General features: G+C 59.4%; 12 protein-coding genes and 3 pseudogenes. 8 read left to right on the forward strand and 7 right to left on the reverse strand.

Annotation, left to right across the window (positions count from 1 at the left end):
- The first annotated feature begins 77 nt into the window (after positions 1–77).
- Positions 78–1,297, forward strand: a pseudogene (locus WLY71_RS09095) (N-acetylmuramoyl-L-alanine amidase).
- On the opposite strand, the gene WLY71_RS09100 reads toward WLY71_RS09095, so the two are convergent.
- A complete protein-coding gene (locus WLY71_RS09100) occupies positions 1,269–1,646 on the reverse strand; it encodes a glutamine synthetase (RefSeq protein ID WP_347803305.1) in 378 nt (125 codons plus the stop codon). The pseudogene WLY71_RS09095 and the gene WLY71_RS09100 sit on opposite strands and share 29 nt — an antisense overlap.
- A 143-nt stretch (positions 1,647–1,789) precedes the next feature.
- Here WLY71_RS09100 and zigA point away from each other — a divergent pair, with 143 nt between their 5' ends.
- Positions 1,790–2,998 (forward strand): zinc metallochaperone GTPase ZigA, encoded by a 1,209-nt coding sequence (gene zigA / locus WLY71_RS09105; RefSeq protein ID WP_347803306.1) that lies wholly within the window; start codon positions 1,790–1,792, stop codon positions 2,996–2,998.
- On the forward strand, positions 2,998–3,648 hold the full coding sequence (locus WLY71_RS09110) for a DUF1826 domain-containing protein (protein ID WP_347803307.1): 651 nt from the start codon (positions 2,998–3,000) through the stop codon (positions 3,646–3,648). The genes zigA and WLY71_RS09110 overlap by 1 nt, the downstream gene beginning before the upstream one ends.
- 4 nt (positions 3,649–3,652) lie before the next feature.
- On the opposite strand, the gene WLY71_RS09115 is transcribed toward WLY71_RS09110, so the two are convergent.
- A complete protein-coding gene (locus WLY71_RS09115; RefSeq protein ID WP_347803308.1) occupies positions 3,653–4,009 on the reverse strand; it encodes an NADH:ubiquinone oxidoreductase in 357 nt (118 codons plus the stop codon).
- Positions 4,010–4,036: 27 nt separating this feature from the next.
- Between WLY71_RS09115 and WLY71_RS09120 the strand changes: the two genes are divergently transcribed.
- Positions 4,037–5,008, forward strand: coding sequence for a CobW family GTP-binding protein (locus WLY71_RS09120; RefSeq protein WP_347803309.1), 972 nt, complete (start codon positions 4,037–4,039; stop codon positions 5,006–5,008).
- 1 nt (position 5,009) lies between these two features.
- Here the strand turns inward: WLY71_RS09120 and WLY71_RS09125 are convergent, their stop codons facing one another.
- A complete protein-coding gene (locus WLY71_RS09125) occupies positions 5,010–5,423 on the reverse strand; it encodes a DUF3301 domain-containing protein (RefSeq protein WP_347803310.1) in 414 nt (137 codons plus the stop codon).
- A 120-nt stretch (positions 5,424–5,543) separates the two neighbouring features.
- On the opposite strand from WLY71_RS09125, the gene pdxY reads away from it, so the two are divergent.
- Positions 5,544–6,416: a pyridoxal kinase PdxY gene (pdxY, locus tag WLY71_RS09130; RefSeq protein ID WP_347803311.1), complete on the forward strand. Its 873-nt coding sequence runs from the start codon at positions 5,544–5,546 to the stop codon at positions 6,414–6,416.
- 92 nt (positions 6,417–6,508) lie between these two features.
- Here the strand turns inward: pdxY and WLY71_RS09135 are convergent, their stop codons facing one another.
- The gene (locus tag WLY71_RS09135) at positions 6,509–6,991 is read right to left on the reverse strand and encodes an acyl-CoA thioesterase (protein WP_074872148.1); all 483 of its coding nucleotides are present in this window, start codon (positions 6,989–6,991) and stop codon (positions 6,509–6,511) included.
- 205 nt (positions 6,992–7,196) lie between these two features.
- Between WLY71_RS09135 and WLY71_RS09140 the strand changes: the two are divergent.
- Positions 7,197–8,961: pseudogene (locus WLY71_RS09140) on the forward strand (cation:proton antiporter).
- Between the two features lie 154 nt (positions 8,962–9,115).
- Here WLY71_RS09140 and WLY71_RS09145 read toward each other — a convergent pair.
- From WLY71_RS09145 to uvrD, 3 genes are all read right to left on the reverse strand, one after another.
- Positions 9,116–9,523 (reverse strand): SMI1/KNR4 family protein, encoded by a 408-nt coding sequence (locus tag WLY71_RS09145; RefSeq protein ID WP_008156656.1) that lies wholly within the window; start codon positions 9,521–9,523, stop codon positions 9,116–9,118.
- 136 nt (positions 9,524–9,659) lie between these two features.
- Positions 9,660–10,535, reverse strand: a complete 876-nt coding sequence (locus WLY71_RS09150; protein ID WP_347803312.1) for a Tim44 domain-containing protein — start codon at positions 10,533–10,535, stop codon at positions 9,660–9,662.
- 313 nt (positions 10,536–10,848) lie between these two features.
- A complete protein-coding gene (uvrD, locus tag WLY71_RS09155; RefSeq protein WP_347803313.1) occupies positions 10,849–13,032 on the reverse strand; it encodes a DNA helicase II in 2,184 nt (727 codons plus the stop codon).
- A gap of 258 nt (positions 13,033–13,290) precedes the next feature.
- Here uvrD and WLY71_RS09160 point away from each other — a divergent pair, with 258 nt between their 5' ends.
- Both WLY71_RS09160 and WLY71_RS09165 read left to right on the forward strand, forming a co-directional pair.
- Entirely contained in the window at positions 13,291–16,164 is a 2,874-nt protein-coding gene (locus tag WLY71_RS09160) for an EAL domain-containing protein (protein WP_347803314.1), read from the forward strand.
- 135 nt (positions 16,165–16,299) lie between these two features.
- A pseudogene (locus WLY71_RS09165) lies at positions 16,300–16,411 on the forward strand (transcriptional regulator); the annotation flags it as partial.

Genomic DNA, 16,411 nt, shown 5'->3' on the forward strand with positions numbered 1-16,411 from the left:
CATCGTGGGAGTCGATTCTGTATGTTATGTTATTACATTAAAATCAACCATGCCTTTTTTGTGAACAGGCTTTCATCATGCACAGACGTCAGTTGTTGAACTTGATCCTGGCCAGCGCGGCCTTCGCTTTACCGTTTGGCGTCTCGGCCACACAGATTCGCAATGCGCGGCTCTGGCGTTCGGATGACAAGCTGCGATTGGTGTTCGATCTGAGCGGGCCGGTGCAATACAAGACGTTTTCCCTGAGCGCTCCCGAACGGCTGATCATCGATCTGAGTGGTGCCAACCTCAGTGGCGACTTCCGTCAGTTGGCGCTCAGCAACACCGTGATTCGCTCGATACGCTCCGGGCCCTTCGGCCAGGGCGATACGCGAATCGTCCTCGACCTCAGCGGCCCGGTGCAGCTCGCCAGTTTTTTGCTGCCGCCACAGGACGGTCAGGGTCATCGACTGGTACTTGATCTGAACACTGCTGCACCGATTCAAATGGCGGCTTCGCCCAAGGCGTCCGTCGACAAGGCTCACTCCAAGCGCGACATCATCGTCGTAGTCGACCCTGGTCACGGCGGCAAAGACCCCGGTGCGGTCGGCGCCAAAGGTGAACGTGAGAAAGACGTGGTGTTGTCTATCGCCCAGTTGTTGGCCAAGCGGCTGAAGCGCGAGAAGGGCTTCGACGTGAAACTGGTGCGCAACGACGACTTCTTCGTACCGCTGCGTAAACGCGTGGAGATTGCCCGCAAGCACAACGCCGACATGTTCATCTCGGTGCACGCGGACGCGGCGCCGCGTCTCACCGCGTCAGGCGCCTCCGTGTATTGCTTGTCTGAAGGTGGAGCGACTTCCGCCACGGCACGCTTCATGGCGCAACGGGAGAACGGCGCGGACCTGCTGGGGGCTACCAACCTGCTTAATCTCAAAGACAAGGACCCGATGCTCGCCGGGGTCATTCTCGACATGTCGATGAACGCGACCATCGCCGCCAGTTTGCAGTTGGGCAGCTCGGTGCTCGGCAGTCTGGCGGGCATCACCACGCTGCATCAGAAGCGCGTGGAACAAGCGGGATTGCGGTGCTGAAGTCGCCGGACGTGCCGTCGATCCTGGTGGAAACCGCCTTCATCTCCAACGCTCGCGACAGTCAGCGACTGGTCACCGCGCGCCATCAGCAGGCCGTAGCCGATGGCTTGTTCGAAGGGTTACAGCGCTACTTCCAGAAAAATCCGCCGGTAAACAGTTATATCGCTGGCAGCAAGAGCAAAAAAAATCCCAAGCCTAACATCCCGCAATTCGGCTACAGGTGAACTTGCCGCTGCTGCCACCAGAACTGGAAAACCGATTGATGGTGGTCCAGCCGACGCGACGGTTGTAGCCGACCCAGGCCTCGCCATCGGAAGCGAGCCCAGTGAAAAACGTGAGTTGTCCGTAGCGACTGTTGGTCTGTGCCCAGTGGCGTTTTCCGGCCGCTTCGAAGCCCCGCAAATAGATCGTGCTCCCGACGGTGTTGACGCTGTAGGCATTGCCGTCGCCATCCACGCAGGCCAGCAGATTGGCGCTTCGGGTGCATTTGGCCAGGCTCGGGATTTGCGCCCAGGCGTCGACAGCGATCAGCAGCGAAAAGCTCATCAGCGTTATTTTCAGGGCTACACGCATAGGATTTCTCACGGACCGGACAGGCTTGAGCATCGTGCCCTTTGTCGTCGTGGGCAAGAGGAGAGTGGCTTGATTGTGTTGTTATACTATAACATCAAGTTAAGCCCGACACTGCGACCGGGCATCTCTGTGAGGAATACCTGATGCCCAATCGTCTCCCCGTAACCGTCCTGTCGGGCTTTCTCGGCGCTGGAAAAAGTACGCTGCTCAACTACGTGCTGCGCAATCGCGACAACCTGCGCGTCGCCGTGATCGTCAATGATATGAGCGAAATCAACATTGATGGCGGTGAAGTTCAGCGCGATGTCACCCTGAATCGTGCGGAAGAAAAACTGGTGGAGATGAGCAATGGATGCATCTGCTGCACCTTGCGCGAAGACTTGCTGGAAGAGGTGAGTAAACTCGCCAAGGAGGGTCGCTTTGATTATTTGTTGATCGAATCCACCGGCATTTCCGAGCCGCTGCCCGTGGCGGAAACCTTCACCTTCCGCGATGAAGAAGGGCAGAGCCTGGCGGACATCGCCCGGCTCGACACCATGGTCACCGTGGTCGATGGCATGAACTTCCTGCTCGACTATGAGGCTGCCGAAAGTCTCGCTTCCCGTGGTGAAACCTTGGGCGAGGAAGACGAACGCTCGATCACCGACCTGTTGATCGAGCAGATCGAATTCGCCGACGTGATTCTGATCAGCAAGATCGACTTGATCAGCAGCAGCGAACGCCAGGAGCTGATCGCGATCCTTGAGCGGCTTAACGCCCAGGCGGAAATCATCCCGATGGTCATGGGCGAAATTCCCTTGGCGAAGATCCTGAATACCGGTCGTTTCGACTTCGAGAAGGCCGCTCAGGCGCCGGGCTGGCTACAGGAGTTGCGTGGCGAACACGTGCCCGAAACCGAGGAATACGGCATCGCCTCGACAGCCTACCGAGCACGCCGACCGTTTCATCCGCAGCGCTTTTTCAGCTTCATCGACCGCCCGTGGGTGAACGGCAAACTGCTGCGCTCCAAGGGCTTCTTCTGGCTGGCCAGCAAGCACATGGACGCCGGTAGCTGGTCCCAGGCCGGCGGATTGATGCGCCATGGTTTCGCCGGGCGCTGGTGGCGTTTCGTGCCGAAAACCCAGTGGCCGCAGGACGAAGAAAGCACCGCCGGGATCATGGAAAACTGGACCGCAACCACTGGCGATTGCCGCCAGGAACTGGTGTTCATCGGCCAGAACATCGACTTCGCGCAACTCACCAACGAACTCGACAATTGCCTGCTGTCCGACGATGAAATGGCGTTAGGCGTCGAGGGCTGGCGACTACTGCCAGATCCTTTTGGTCCGTGGCATGAAGAGGCGGCAGCCTGATGTTGGCACCCAGTCTGAAACTGCGGCCGATCATTTATCAGGTTCAAGCTGAGACGCCGCAAGCGCTGACCCGAATACTGGATGACGGCGTTAACCTCGCTGTTTGGCAGCGCCAACTGCCGGCGCACATCGCTGATTTCGGGCGTTTGCTGCTGTCCCTGAACGAGCCGTTAGCCGAGTCGGGGGTCCTGGAACTGCCCAGCGACGACACCGAACCCAATCTTCACGGATTAGCCTCAGGTTTCAGCGATCTCGAAGGTTACGAAGGTTTCATCGCTGACGTCTCCTGGCTGGTCAGTGCTTTCGCCTGTTTGATGGGCGCCAAGCGTGTCGGCCTGCGCCTTCGGGTCCTGGACAAGGCCATGTGCCCGCGTTTCCACGTCGATCACGTGCCGGTGCGGTTGATCACTACGTACGCCGGCGTCGGCAGCCAGTGGCTGAAGGAAAGTGCGATGGATCGCCGTCAACTGGGCAACGCCGAAGCCGAACCCCAGGACGATTCGCTGATCGAGCAGATCGCCAGCGGCGAAGTGGCGCTGCTCAAAGGCGAGAAATGGCATGGCAACGAAGGCTTCGGCCTTATTCACCGGTCGCCACAGCTTGTGTCCGGTGAGCGGCGGCTGATCCTGACGCTCGACTGGCTGAGCTAGCGGCTCACGGTTTGAGCCAGGTTCCCTGGCTCTGGGCTTCGCAAAACGGCTTCAAATACGCCGCATCCGTGGCTACGCCGTAATAGTGAATATCCTGCCGGTAAGGCATATTGGCGACTTGGGCGTTGCTGCACACGCCGAACGCGCCGGTGGGGCATTGGTCGACGTACTGCACTTCGACTTTCTGGCCAGGAAGGTTCGGCTGGCAGAAACCATCGGCGAATAGCTTTTCCGGGATGTTGCGGTTCTGCTGGCAGATTTTCACGTCGAGTCGCGCAGCCGTGCTATGTACCACGCAAGCCTGGGCCAGCGCGTCGCCGGACATGAGCGCCAAGAGCACCGACAACCCCATCAACCGCATCCTTTACCTCCTCAGAAAACTTCGATCATGTTGCAGAACATTCCCACTCACGTCATTGCTGGCCCATTGGGTGCCGGCAAGACCAGCCTGATCAAGCACCTGCTGGCGCAGCGGCCGGCAAATGAGCGTTGGGCGGTGCTGATCAACGAGTTCGGCCAGATCGGCCTCGACGCTGCGTTGCTGACCCGGGACGCCGATGGTATCGCACTGGGTGAAGTGGCCGGGGGCTGTTTGTGTTGCGTCAATGGCGCGCCGTTTCAGATCGGCCTCGGACGTTTGCTGCGCAAGGCGCGGCCGGATCGGCTGTTTATCGAACCCTCCGGGCTGGGACATCCGGCGCAATTGCTCAGGCAGTTGAGTGAGGCGCCGTGGCAAGGCGTGTTGGCTGTTCAACCCTGCGTGCTGGTGCTGGACGCCCAGGCACTTGCTGCCGGCAAACCGCTCCCGGTGGCGCAACAGGAGGCGCTGAACAGCGCCGGGTTGTTGCTGATGAATAAAGCCGAAAATATCGACGACGCTAATCGCCAGCGAATCGCCGCACAGTTGCCGGCGCGTCCGTTGTACTGGACGCAGCAAGCCGCGTTGCCATTGAGTGAGCTACCAGGGCTTGGGGTTCAGGCTGTAGCGGGTGTGGATAACTTCGTTGCGCCCAAAGGATTGGCACAGCTGCCGGCCATCTGGACCGATCCTGCGCTGCCAATTTGCTTGAGCCAGGAACAGGAGGGCGGCTGGAGCGTTGGGTGGCGCTGGCATCCGAGTCAGGCTTTCGATGCGACGCTCGTTGGCCGTTGGCTTGAAAGCCTTGCCTGGCGGCGGGCGAAACTGGTTATCCACAGCGTCGACGGTTGGGTTTCGGCGAATGCGCTGGAAAACCCGGTGCTGGACTGGCAGCCCAGCGAATGGCGGCGTGATTCACGTATCGAGCTGATTTTCAGCGAGCCGCAGGATGTTGATTCATTACAAAGAGATCTAGCCGACTGCCGGTCGAGCAAGACTTGAATCAAGGACGCCATTTAGTGTGTTCTTGCCGCCACTGGCTCATCTCGATCACCTCAGCGCGCGGTTTTACTACATCGGCCACCGCAGGTGTGTCGTCGAACGGCATCGGGTAGGGCGCCAGCTCAATCTGCGCACTGTGGGCGCCGAACTGGGTGATGGTGCCGTTGTGACGGCTTTCACCGGTCACGGTGAATTCGAAGTTATACACACGGGCGAGGCGGCGCCGGTCGTTGGCGTCTTTAATGAACGCGATCTTCTTCAAGGCCACGTTGCCGTCCAGCAGCTCGATTCCGAGCTTTGCGCAATGCAGCTTGACCCGCTCCAGCGCGCGCTCGCGCAAGCCATGGTTGTGCCATAACCACGCGCCACCGGTGGCAAGCAGCATCAGGACGAAGATATTTCCAAGGGTCAGCATCAACACGTTGCTCCAACAAGATAGTGTCAGCTTAACTGCGTCGCCGGTCTGTCGTACAGGCTGCGTTTAGTCGCATACTGCGCGGCTTGAATTTCAATCGTTTGACGGAAAACCCACCGCATGAAACGTACGCCCCATCTGCTCGCCATCCAGTCCCACGTGGTGTTCGGCCACGCTGGCAACAGCGCCGCGGTTTTCCCGATGCAGCGGGTCGGGGTGAATGTCTGGCCGCTCAATACCGTGCAGTTCTCCAACCACACCCAGTACGGCCAATGGGCCGGTGAAGTGCTGGCGCCGCATCAGATTCCCGACCTGGTCGAAGGCATCGCGGCGATTGGCGAACTGGGCAACTGCGACGCCGTGCTTTCTGGCTATCTCGGCAGTGCTGCCCAGGGGCGGGCGATCCTGACGGGGGTGGCGCGGATCAAGTCGATGAATCCCAAGGCACTGTATCTGTGTGACCCGGTGATGGGCCATCCGGAGAAGGGTTGCAGCGTGCCCGCGGAAGTCAGCGATTTTCTGCTGGAGGAGGCGGCTGCCGTGGCGGACTTCATGTGCCCGAACCAGCTGGAGCTGGACAGCTTTTCGGGGCGCAAGCCGCAATCGTTGTTCGATTGCCTGGCCATGGCGCGAGCGTTGCTGGCGCGTGGTCCGAAGGCTGTGCTGGTCAAGCATCTGGACTATCCCGGTAAACCGGGGGATGTTTTCGAGATGTTGCTGGTGACGGCCGAAGACAGCTGGCATTTGCGCCGTCCGCTGCTGGCGTTCCCGCGTCAGCCGGTGGGCGTCGGCGACCTGACCTCCGGACTGTTTCTGGCTCGCGTACTGTTGGGCGATAGCCTGGTGGCGGCTTTCGAATTCGCCGCGTCGGCGGTACATGAAGTGCTGCTGGAAACCCAGGCTTGCTCCAACTATGAGCTGGAGCTGGTACGGGCTCAGGACCGGATTGCCCATCCACGGGTGCGGTTCGAGGCGACGGCGATCAGTTTGTAATCGGGGTCACAGCGAAAAGATCGCAACCTGCGGCAGCTCCTACACGGGAACGCGTACCCCGTAGGAGCTGCCGCAGGCTGCGATCTTTTGATTTAGGCGTCGCCCTTGATGTCCTGATAGCGCTTTTCCAGCTCCTGACGAATCTGCCGACGTTGCTGGGCCTGCATGAAGCGGCGTTTGTCTTCGCTGTTCTGCGGTTGCAGTGGCGGGACAGCAGCCGGTTTGCGGTCGTCATCCACTGCGACCATGGTGAAGAAGCAGCTGTTGGTGTGGCGCACCGAGCGCTCGCGGATGTTTTCGGTCACCACCTTGATGCCCACCTCCATGGAGGTGTTGCCGGTGTAGTTCACCGAGGCCAGAAAGGTCACCAGTTCGCCGACATGAATCGGCTCGCGGAAAATCACCTGGTCCACCGACAGGGTCACCACGTAGCGGCCGGCATAACGGCTGGCGCACGCGTAGGCCACTTCGTCGAGGTATTTGAGTAAGGTGCCGCCGTGGACATTGCCAGAGAAGTTGGCCATGTCGGGGGTCATCAATACCGTCATCGACAGTTGTGCGTTTCCGGGTTCCATAGCGTTCTCACGGTTCAAGGCAGAATTTCGGGAGGGCGGCACCTCTGCGGGGGCCTTGTCAGATTTTTCAAACCAACAGTTATCGGGACGCCGGGCGGGTGGCTGCCGTCACGCCCGGATCGATCTGTTTCCATATATTGCACCGCCTTTCCGGCTGAAGTCGCGGTGTTACCCTCCAAAAGTCCAACTTAAGGAGCCCCACACCATGCATGCCATCAGTTTTATTCAGGATCTGGCAGTGATCATGTTGGTCGCAGGTGTGGTGACCGTGCTTTTCCATCGCTTCAAACAGCCTGTGGTGCTGGGCTACATCGTCGCCGGCTTCATCATCGGCCCGCACACCCCGCCGTTCGGCTTTATCCACGACGAAGAAACCATCAAGACCCTCGCCGAACTCGGGGTGATTTTCCTGATGTTCTGTCTGGGCCTTGAGTTCAGCCTGCGAAAGCTGTTCAAGGTCGGCGCCACGGCGTTCATCGCGGCGTTTCTGGAAATCGTGCTGATGATCTGGATCGGCTACGAGATCGGTCGCTGGTTCGACTGGAACACCATGGACTCATTGTTCCTTGGCGCGATCCTGGCGATTTCCTCGACCACCATCATCGTCAAGGCGCTCAACGATCTGAAGATGAAGAACGAACGTTTTGCGCAGCTGATCTTCGGCGTGCTGATCGTTGAAGACATCCTTGGCATCGGCATCATCGCCTTGCTGTCGAGCATCGCGGTCAGCGGCACGGTCAGTTCCCGGCGAAGTATTTTCCACGGTCGGCAAGCTGTCGCTGTTCATGATCGTCGCGCTGGTCATCGGTATCCTGTTGGTGCCGCGATTGCTGGCTTACGTGGCGAAGTTCGAAAGCAATGAAATGCTGCTGATCACGGTGTTAGGCCTGTGTTTCGGCTTTTGTTTGCTGGTGGTCAAACTTGAGTACAGCATGGTGCTCGGTGCCTTCCTGATTGGCGCGATCATGGCTGAATCCCGGCAATTGCTGAAAATCGAGCGCTTGATCGAACCGGTTCGCGATCTGTTCAGTGCGATCTTCTTTGTCGCCATTGGGCTGATGCTCGATCCGATGATCCTGCTGCAATACGCATGGCCGATTGCGGTGATCACCGTGGCCGTGGTGCTGGGCAAAATGTTCTCTTGCGGCCTTGGCGCCTTTATCGCTGGCAATGATGGACGCACCTCACTTCGAGTCGGGATGGGGCTTTCGCAGATTGGCGAATTTTCTTTCATCATCGCGGCGCTGGGCATGACGTTGCAGGTCACCAGCAACTTCCTTTACCCGGTCGCCGTTGCCGTCTCGGTGATCACCACGTTGCTGACGCCCTACCTGATCCGCGCGGCTGATCCGCTGTCGGTCAAGCTTGCCGCGGTGATGCCGAAGCGACTGGGCAGGGTATTGGGGATGTACGGCGAATGGCTGCGTAGCATCCAGCCTCAGGGCGAGGGCGCGCTGCTGGCATCGATGATTCGGCGAATTCTGTTGCAGGTGGGAGTCAATCTGGCGCTGGTGATTGCGATCTTCTTCTCGGGCGCTTATTTCGCCGAGCGCATGTCCGCTTACCTGCAAGACTGGATCAGCAATCCGAGCTGGCAGAAAGCGTTGATTTGGGGCGGGGCGTTGCTGTTGTCGCTACCGTTCCTGATCGCCGCCTATCGCAAGCTCAAGGCGCTCTCGATGCTGTTGGCGGAGATGGGCGTGAAGCCGGAGATGGCCGGCCGCCACACGCAGCGAGTGCGTCGGGTGATCGCCGAAGTGATCCCGATCCTCTCGCTGCTGGTGATTTTCCTGCTGTTGGCAGCCTTGTCGGCCAGTATTCTGCCGACCAACAAGTTGCTGGTGCTGATCGTCGTCGTCGCGGCCGCTGTAGCGGCGCTACTCTGGCGCTGGTTCATCCGCGTTCACACGCGCATGCAGGTGGCGTTGCTCGAAACACTGGACAACCACAAGGATGCATCTGGCCACTGACATCGCACTTGTAGCAGCTGGCGCAGCCTGCGTTCGGCTGCGAAGCAGTCGTAAAACCTGACGACTCGGTTACCCTGAAACACCTCATTGCTTGATTAGCGGCTGCTTCGCAGCCGAACGCAGGCTGCGCCAGCTGCTACAAAGTCGAGGCGGATCAGCTTTCCAGCCAGACGTCCCGCGCCCAGTGCCACACCGATTCCCAGGTTTCTTCGGCGATCAGCTCTTCTTCGGCCAACCATAGCACCACGGTGCCGTCTTCTTCGACCAGGTAGTAGTTGTCACCGTCCTGGCAGATCGGAATCATGCTGCGATCAACACCTGCATCCCAGGCGTTGGCGGCAACGTCCGGCAGGTAGGTGTGGGATTGCGGGTCGGTAACGGTCACCGGCTCCAGGCTGCCGTAGACGACGTCGCTGACGGTCAGCAAAAATTCTCTGAAGACAAATGGAATGTCGATGAACAGCTGTTCTTCGATTTCCACCAGTTGATCTTCGTCGGGTAACTCCAAGGGGACCGGTACCGGCTCGTTGGCTTCACGCAGTTGTTCGATGATTTCTTCCACGTCCGGGATCCTCTTGCTTGATGGCGCGGTTTAGTTGGGGCGGGTTATACAGTAGCTCGCTATAGATGCAACCGCGAAATAGAAAACCCCGGCCGAGGCCGGGGTTTTTATTACAGCATGCTTAACGCAGGAGGGATCAGCCGTTCTGGCGGATACCGGCGACCAGCCAAGGCTGGTTCTCGCCCTGCGGACGTTCCATGTTCCAGCTTTCGCTGAACACTTCGCCCTGGTCGAAACGCGAGGTCTTCGACACACCGGTGAAGGTCAGGGTGGCGATGGTCTTGTCGGCACGGTCATCTACGCCGTCCAGTTGAACATTGAGGTTATCAATGTAGGTGGACTGGAAACCTTCGCCCAGGTCGGCACGTTCGCGCTTGAGGAACTCCAGCAGTTGCGGGGTCACGAACTCGGCGATCTTGTCCATTTCGTTGGCGTCCCAGTGCTGCTGCAGGGACTGGAAGTGGTTGCGGGCCGCTTCAATGAAGTTATTTTCATTGAACCAGGCCGGAGCATTGATTACCGGACGAGCGGCAGCCGGTGCTGCCGAGCCGCCGAAGATCGAACCCATGGCCGCTGGCTTCTGCTCGAACACTTCACGCTGCATCGGTGCGCCAGCTGGAGCCATGTGCTCCTGCTGCTTGCGACGACGAGCGGCGATGAAGCGGAAGACCAGAAAGGCGATGACGGCCATGATCAGGATGTCGAAGATCTGCATGCCCTGGAAGCCGCCGCCCATGAACATGGAGGCCAACAGGCCACCGGCCGCGATGCCGGCCAGAGGGCCGAGCCAGCGCGAAGCGCCGCCGGCCTTGGCGGCAGCGCCAGCGGCACCGGCCGCGCCCGCAGTGGCGGCAGCACCGCCCGCGGCAGAAGAAGGAGCCATTTGGCTGGTCTGGTGAGTCGGCGCAGCGCCGGAGCTCTTGCCGCCACCAAAGCGCTTGGCGGCATTGGCGTCGAGGCTCATCGTCAGGCCAATGCACAACGCCATGGCGATGCTAAGAAAACGTTTCATAAAGGGAATTCCCATTTGTGGAAGGCACGCGCGCCATGTTGCACAGCTGAAGTGTTACTGGCTAGCGGCAGAGTGTTTCGGGCTTTTGCCTGACAGGTTGCGTTCAGCTTCAGTCAGCGCAATAAGGCCTGTTAACTTTGGTCCGTAAGACGAGCGGATAAGTTCTGTAGGAAAGGCGATCAGTGCCACTGCGCGATCAAACTGTGGAAGCGAGCCTGCTCGCGATAGTCGCACCGCGGAACAGCAGAAACACCGCGTCATCGTTCATCGCGAGCAGGCTCGCTCCCACAGAAATGCTCCCTGACGGTCGCCTTTAGATCGCTTCCAGCTTTGCGTAACCCAGCATCAGCCACTTGCTGCCTTCGCTGAAGTTCACCTGCACCCGCGCCTGAGCCCCGGCACCTTCGAAGTTCAGGATCACACCGTCGCCAAACACCGAATGCCGTACGGCCTGGCCGAGGCTGAACCCGGTATCCGGGATCTCGCTACCGCCAAACAGGCTGCTGGAGCTCTGCTGCTGGCCACCACCGAACGGACGGCTGACGCTGTTGGACAGCCGCACTTCCTGGATCAGGCCTTTCGGCACTTCACGTACGAAACGCGACACCTTGTTGTAAGTCTCGCTGCCGTACAGGCGTCGGGTTTCAGCATAGGTCATCACCAGGTTCTGCATGGCCCGGGTGATTCCGACGTAGGCCAAACGGCGCTCCTCTTCAAGACGACCCGGTTCTTCAAGGCTCATCTTGTGCGGGAACAGGCCTTCTTCCATGCCCACCAGGAACACGTAAGGGAATTCCAGACCCTTGGCGCTGTGCAAAGTCATCAACTGAATGCTGTCTTCGTGCTCGTCGGCCTGAGTATCTCCGGCCTCCAGTGACGCGTGACCGAGGAACGCCGCCAATGGCGTCAGGTCTTCGTCTTCTTCAGCGTTTTCGAAGTTGCGCGCGGCGCTGACCAGTTCCTCAAGGTTTTCTACCCGAGCCTGGCCTTTCTCGCCTTTTTCCGCTTCGTGATAGGCGATCAGACCGGACTGCTCGATGACGGTCTGGGTCATCAGATGCAGCGGCATGTCCATGCACTTGGCGGCGAGGTTCTCGATCAACTCGATAAACGCCCCAAGAGCACCGGCAGCACGGCCGGTTAAGCCTTTGTTAGCCACCAGCAGACGCATGGCTTCCCACATCGACACATCGCTGTGACGGGCATGGTCGCGGATCGCTTCAACGGTTTTCTCTCCGATACCACGGGCCGGAACGTTGATCACCCGCTCCAGCGCTGCATCGTTGCCGCGACCTTCCAGCAAACGCAGGTAGGCCATTGCGTTTTTGATTTCTGCCCGTTCGAAGAAGCGCTGACCGCCATAAATGCGGTACGGAATGCGCTCACGCAGCAAGGCTTCTTCCAAAACGCGTGATTGGGCGTTGGAACGGTACAAAATCGCGATATCACTGCGGGCCAAGCCGGTTTTCAGCGCGCTTTCGATGGTTTCCACCACGTAGCGTGCTTCATCGTGTTCGTTGAACGCGGCGTACAGGTTGATCGCTTCGCCTTCGCCGCCATCGGTCCACAGCTCTTTGCCCATGCGTCCCGTGTTGTTGGCGATCAGGGCGTTGGCTGCTTTAAGGATGCCGGCGGTGGAGCGGTAGTTCTGCTCCAGACGAATGGTTTCTGCATCCGGAAAATCGTCGGAATACTGATAAATGTTCTCGATTTTCGCGCCGCGCCAGCCGTAGATCGACTGATCGTCGTCGCCGACTACCATCAGGCTGTCGCCGCCCTTGGCCAGCAGTCGCAACCAGGCGTACTGCACGGCGTTGGTGTCCTGGAACTCGTCCACCAGAATGTGCCGGAAGCGCTTCTGGTAGTGCGCCAGCAGGCCCGGATGATCGCGCCACAGATCGAGGGCACGCAGCAGTAATTCGGAGAAGTCGATCACGCCAGCACGCAGGCACGCAGCCTCGTAGGCTTCATAAATACTGCGCATGGTCGCCAGGAACAGATCGCCGCTGGCTTGAATGTGTTGCGGACGCAGACCTTCGTCTTTCTGCCCGTTGATGAACCACTGGGCCTGACGGGCCGGCCAGCGTTGCTCGTCCAGGCCCAGCTCGCGGATCACCCGCTTGACCAGCCGTTGCTGGTCGTCGCTGTCGAGAATCTGGAAAGTCTGGCTCAGGCCGGCTTCCTGCCAGTGCGCCCGCAACAAGCGGTGCGCCAGGCCGTGGAAGGTGCCGACCCACATGCCGGCCGGGTTGATACCCATCAACTGCTCGATGCGATGACGCATCTCGGCAGCGGCCTTATTGGTGAAGGTCACCGACAGGATTGAGTGGGGCGAGGCGTTTTCGACCTGGATCAACCAGGCGATACGGTGCACCAGCACTCGGGTTTTACCGGAACCAGCACCGGCCAGGACCAACTGACGACCCACGGAGGCAGCTACGGCCTGGCGTTGGGCATCGTTGAGGGAGTTCAGCAGAAGGGAGAGATCATCGCGCATCGGGGCATTCTAGGGTGCGCCGTCACACCGGGCAAACCGAGCTTTGCATTAGCCGATGAAAGAAGCACGGATGACGACCGGTCGGTCACTGGCTACAGGCGTTGGCGGGGCTCGCTTCGAGGCTTTTCAGCGGGTATGGGGGGTTGCAGTTTTTGTCGATTTTATGATCTGGAGCAGTTTGGTCCGGGCATTTGCTTGTGTATGCTCCGTCGACGTTTCGGGCTCATGCTCACCATTATAAGAACAAGAACATTGCCTATGACCCTCAGCACCGACCTGTCGGGCCCCGTTGTGGAGCCCCGGGTTATCCGCAAACAGTACGCCATGGAAATGGCGGTCGAACGCACGCGTCTGCTTTATCAGGGCTCGTTGCTGCCCACGTTATTCATGTTGATCAACGGTCTGGTCTGCGCTGGCTTGCTTTGGAGTCCGCAGCGTTACTTCCTGGTCAGCGTCTGGCTGGTGTGGCTGTTGTCGCTGGTGGCGTTGCGGGTGATTCAAGTCGCGGCCTTCGATTCGGCGATACCCGACCGTCAGGCCCATCCGATCTGGCGCCGCATGTTTTTGCTGGGTTCGGCCATGACCGGCCTGACCCTGGCCGGCGCCGGCATTGCGCTGGTACCCGCCGATAACTTCATGCAACAAGCCTGGGTGTTCGGTCTGATCGGCGCCGCCGCCCTTTCGGCCAGCGTTGCCTACGCGGTCAGCCTGCCGGCGTTCCTGTCCTTTACCTTGCCCTGTCTGTTGCCGGCCATCGGCTATCTGTTCTGGGGCGGCGATGAACAAGATCAGGGCTGGGGCTGGTTTGGTCTGATTTTGCTAGGCGCGTTGAGTGTGGTCGCCTGGCAGGTCAATCGGCTCATCGATAGCGGACTGTTACGACGCTTCCAGAATCAGGCGCTGATCGAGCATTTGCAGCAGGCTCAAAGCTGCAGCCACCAGCTCAATCAAAAGCTGGCCAAGGAAATCGACCAGCGCCGACGTGCCGAAGACGAGCTACGTCAAATTCAGATCGAGCTGGAAAGCCGTGTTGCCCAGCGCAGCGTGGAGCTGGACGCTGCCAATCAGGCCCTGAGCAAGAGTGAAGCGCGTCTGGCGCTGGCGTTGAAGGCCAGTGAGCTCGGGTTGTGGGACTGGAACCTGCAAACCGATGAAGTCCATCACACCCAGCTTCAAGAGCTGTTCGGCCTGGAGCCGGAATTCGTGACGGCGATGCTTCGCCACCTCAAGCCGCGCCTGCACCCCGATGACTTGCCATCGCTCAAGCGCGCGCTGGTCGAGCATTTGAAGGGCCGCAGCGAGGACTACCAGATTGAGTACCGCGTGCGCCACGGCGATGGCCATTGGGTCTGGATCGAGGACCGAGGTCGAGCGGTTGAGCGCGGCGAAAATGGACGGGTGATCCGCATGGTCGGCACCCGTCGCGACATCAGCGTCAGCAAAGCTCTGGAGGAGCAACGGCAACTGGCCGCGACGGTATTCGAAGCCGCCAGCGAAGGCATCGTGATTTTCGATCCGAATTACGCGTTGATCGCGGTCAATCAGGCCTTCAGCCGAGTCACTGGCTATGACATTGAAGACATGATCGGACGTAACGTGGTCGAGTTGCCGTGCAGCCGCGATGCCCGCCGGCACTACGCTGCGATTCATCAGGCGCTGGAGCAGCACGGCAGCTGGCAGGGCGAGCTGGTAGAAACCCGCAAGAATGGCGAGTTGTATCCGCAATGGTTGCAACTGAACGCTGTGCGCGATACTCGAGGAAATGTAAGCCATATCGTGGGCTTCTTCGCCGACCTATCGGCTCGGCGCGAATCTGAAGAGCGCATGCGTTACCTGACGCATTACGACGAATTGACGGGTCTGGCTAACCGTTCACTATTCCGAGAACGGCTAAGCGAGGCTCATCAGCGGGTGCGCCAGGGCGGCTACCGCAGTCTGGCGTTGCTGCACATCAATCTGGATCGTTTCAAACTGCTCAATGACAGCCTTGGCCATGAAATCGCCGACCAGCTCTTGCAGAAGATGGCCCGGCGGCTGGTCAATGCGTTGCCTGAAGCAGACACCATCGCTCGCTTATCCGGCGATGAGTTTGCCGTGTTGTTCAATGCCTACGGCAACCTGTCGAGCCTGGCGCGAGTGGCGACCCGACTGTCAACCAAGCTGCGCTTGCCTATCACTGTCGATGGCCATGAACTGGTGGTTAGCGCGTCCATGGGCATCAGTATGTTGCCGGACAACGCGCGAGAAATTTCCGCGCTGGTCCATCAGTCAAATATGGCCATGCAGCACGCCAAGCACTTGGGCGGAAATAACTTCCAGTTCTACACCGACAGCCTGCAAGCCAGCACGCTGGAGCGCTTGCAGCTGGAAAATCAGCTGCGTAAGGCCATCGAAGAGAAGCAGATGAAGGTGTTTTACCAACCGAAGCTGTGCCTCGCCACGGGTCGGTTGAATGCTGCCGAGGCGCTGGTGCGCTGGGATCACCCGACCATGGGCCGTGTACCGCCGGGGGACTTCATCGGCCTGGCCGAGGAAACCGGATTGATCGGCCCGATCGGCGAGTTCGTGCTGCGTCAGGCCTGCTGGCAAGCCTGTGAGTGGCAGCGTCAGGGGCTTGCGCCAATTCGGGTGTCGGTGAATCTGTCGGTGCATCAATTGCGTCAGGGCAAACTGGTCAGCCTGGTGCGTCAGGTGCTGGAGGAAACCGGTCTGGCGCCGCACTACCTCGAGCTGGAACTCACCGAAAGTCAGTTGCTGGACAGCGTCGAGCACATCATCGCGACCTTCCAGCAATTGCGTGATTTGGGGGTTAAGTTGGCGATTGATGACTTCGGCACCGGGTATTCGTCCCTGAGCTACCTCAAACGCATCCCTGTGGATTATGTGAAGATCGATCAGACATTTATCCGCGGTCTGGGGGAGGGTAGCGAGGATGCGGCGATCACCCGGGCAATCATTGCCATGGCGCACGGCTTGTCGCTCAAAGTGGTGGCCGAGGGTGTGGAGCGGGCAGAGCAGTTGGAGTTTTTGAAAGCCGAGCACTGCGATGAAGTGCAGGGCTATCTCATCAGTTGTCCGGTCGAGGCTGATGGCCTGGCGGCGCTGTTGCGTGCGGACGCGAAACCCTTGTAGGGGCTACATGGAGCGCATGTGGCGTGAAATGGGGACATCGAGTTACGCATTGAGCAGGCAAAAAGCCGATTCATGTAGTATAACTACAAGCGTGCTACATCCCCGGCACCTGCCAATAACAAAGAGTCCAGCCCTTTGAATCTGCTGCAACACATCGCCCAGTCACGCCACCTCTTACGCAAGTCGGAGCTCAAGGTCGCCGACCACGTGCTGCTTGATCCTGCGGCGGTGATGCACAGCTCCATGG

It is taken from the genome of Pseudomonas rossensis, from assembly GCF_039888995.1.
Lineage (GTDB): Bacteria > Pseudomonadota > Gammaproteobacteria > Pseudomonadales > Pseudomonadaceae > Aquipseudomonas > Aquipseudomonas rossensis.